Here is a 2,543-nt window from a genome sequence, read left to right as displayed (position 1 = left end):
CGAGTCCAAGTTTCGCTTTCGGCTCCCTTCAGATCCCGCCTCGCGGCGGGCACCCTGTCCTACAGCTCACGGTTCCGGTCATCACGGCCCGTAGAGAACTTGCATCTCCGAGAAACACAACATGCCAGGCGCACAGCAGAAGGCCCCGCACTGAATGAACAGCGCGGGGCCTCTTTGATTCTCAGCTCAATCACTTGATCGAGAATTAGAGAACTCGTGTCAGCCCTGGTACCGCGATCGGGTAGTAACCTTCCGCGTTCGCCTTGACGGGTGGCTCGGCATCCCAGGTGTAGCTCTTGGGGGCCAAGCTGATGTTCGACTTGATGGCGTCGTTCCAGGTGATCTCTTTACCGGAGTAAGTACACATCCGGCCAAGAACAGCCGTCATCGAACTATAGGCTCCATTGTCCGCTTCATTGAATTCGGTTCCATTCCGAATGGCTGCGAACAGGTTGTCATGCTCGACTTCGTACGGGTTCTTGGATTTCTCCGTGAACCGCCATTCCATTCCCTCGGCATTGATCGAGCCGGCAGGATTAGAGGTTCCCTTTGATCCGTGGACGAACTCAGAGACACGATTGAAGCATCCGGGCATCTGACGGCACTGGCTGAACATACAGGTTCCGTCAGCATACTCGTATTCGACGAAGTGATGGTCGAAGATTTCACCATACTTCTTATCGGTACGAACCTGTCGGCCCCCCATGCCGCTCGCCTTGACCGGATACTCCGCCTCTTTGTCCGCCCCACCTTTGACCCAGTTACAGACGTCCAGATTGTGGATGTGCTGTTCACAGATGTGGTCGCCGCTCAGCCAGTTGTAGTAGTACCAGTTGACAATCTGATACTCCATTTCTGACCGACACTGCTCGCGCGTCTTGCGGGGATCCCAAGGGGTGGTCCCGTTCCAGTAGGCTCGCAAGGCGATGATCTTGCCGATCGCCCCGTCCTTAATCCGCTTGATCGTTTCGAGGTAACCCGCGTCGTGATGTCGCTGAAGTCCAACACCGACCTTCAGCTTCTTTTCCTTGGCGATCTTGTTCGCTTCGATCACCTGGCGAACACCAGGAGCGTCAACAGCGACGGGCTTTTCCATGAAGACGTGCTTGCCAGCTTTCACCGCATATTCGAAGTGAATCGGGCGGAAGCCAGGGGGAGTTGCCAGAATCACCAGATCGACACCGCTGTCGATCACTTTCTGGTAAGCGTCCAGACCATCAAAGATCTTCTCTGCGGGAACCTGAACCCGCTCACCTTTGGGACCCAGGCCATTCTTGATGCTGTCGACGGCATTGCGTCCATTCTCAGGAAAAGCATCCCCAACAGCGGTCAGTTTGACGTTCCCGTTTGTCGAGAGTGCCTGTCCTGCTGCACCGGTACCTCGTCCACCGCAGCCGACCAACCCCACCTTGATTGTATCGTCACCCCCAGCAAACAGAGTGCTGCTGAAACCGGCAGGGACAACCAAAGATGCACCAACACCCGCCAGTGTGGATGTCTTTAGAAAATCGCGCCGTGATGCGACGTCATGAGATTGATCTGATGGATTCATGCTCGACTCCTGGTGTGATGTACTGCTCAGCGAAAACGTACGACCTGCTCACTCAATGGAAAGAGACGCGAAGACACCTCTGACTTTTCAAGATCTCATACTGAATCGGTAACCCGAACGAACCAGCTTCACTCGATCGTGATTCGCGGCTTGACACCCTTCGGAACGACAGCGTCCAGACGCAGATTCTTGCGTTCTTCTTCGCTGGGGGTCCGCAATGGTCGAACAACACGGAAGCCAACCCACAGGGCGTCGGTCATGTACCATGCGCTCTTGGGGTTTTGTGGATCCTGCTGTTTCCACTCAGGATCAGACGCCAGTCGTGCGGCGCTGCGGGCGTGTAACGCACCACGATCCCATGCCCCCCCTCGAGCCACGCGAGGATACTCGTCATCAGCCAGGCACAGAGGGAATTTCACAGCTTCGTTTGGCTTGAATTTCCCGTAGAAATCAGGCTCGTACTTATCCTGGACCCACTCTGCCACGTTGCCGTGCATGTCGTACAGGCCCCATTGATTCGGCTTCTTTTTTCCGACTTTATGATACTTGGCCGATCCCTTCTCGGCACTGTTCTCTTCGTACCAGGCATACTCTCCGAGCTGCGAGGAATCATCGCCAAAGTGGTAAGCCGTTGTCGTACCGGCGCGGCAGGCATATTCCCATTCCGCCTCGGTTGGCAGACGGTAATAGCGTCCGGTCTTTGCGCTCAGCCACTCGCAATAGGTCTTCGCGGCATGCTGGGTCATGCAGATCGCGGGATATCCGCCGTCTTTGCCCATTTCGAATGACATGTCGGTATACGGATTGGTCGGCTTGGTGATCGCGTCGGCAGCTTTTTCCAGAGGACCGGTTTCAGCGCCACCGAAATCACGAAGAGCACGCTCCAAACGGATTGACCAGAGTTCAAATTCGTCCCAGGTCACTTCGGTGCTGCCCATCCAGAACGGCTCTAGCTTCACCTTATGCTGTGGGCCTTCGTCTTCGTTACGAC

Annotated in this window: 2 protein-coding genes; both read right to left on the bottom strand. The window is 55.6% G+C overall.

The window, feature by feature from the left end; genetic code table 11:
* Positions 1-205: 205 nt before the first annotated feature.
* A complete protein-coding gene (locus VGE80_RS19375) occupies positions 206-1,552 on the bottom strand; it encodes a Gfo/Idh/MocA family protein (RefSeq protein ID WP_373652927.1) in 1,347 nt (448 codons plus the stop codon).
* 128 nt (positions 1,553-1,680) lie between these two features.
* The coding region (locus VGE80_RS19370) for a formylglycine-generating enzyme family protein (protein ID WP_440593802.1) at positions 1,681-2,543 on the bottom strand (863 nt) is incomplete at its 5' end.

The organism is Schlesneria sp. (assembly GCF_036405755.1).
Taxonomy (GTDB): domain Bacteria; phylum Planctomycetota; class Planctomycetia; order Planctomycetales; family Planctomycetaceae; genus Schlesneria; species Schlesneria sphaerica.
Note: the sequence above shows the minus strand (reverse complement) of the source record. Positions and strands in the feature narration are given on the sequence as shown.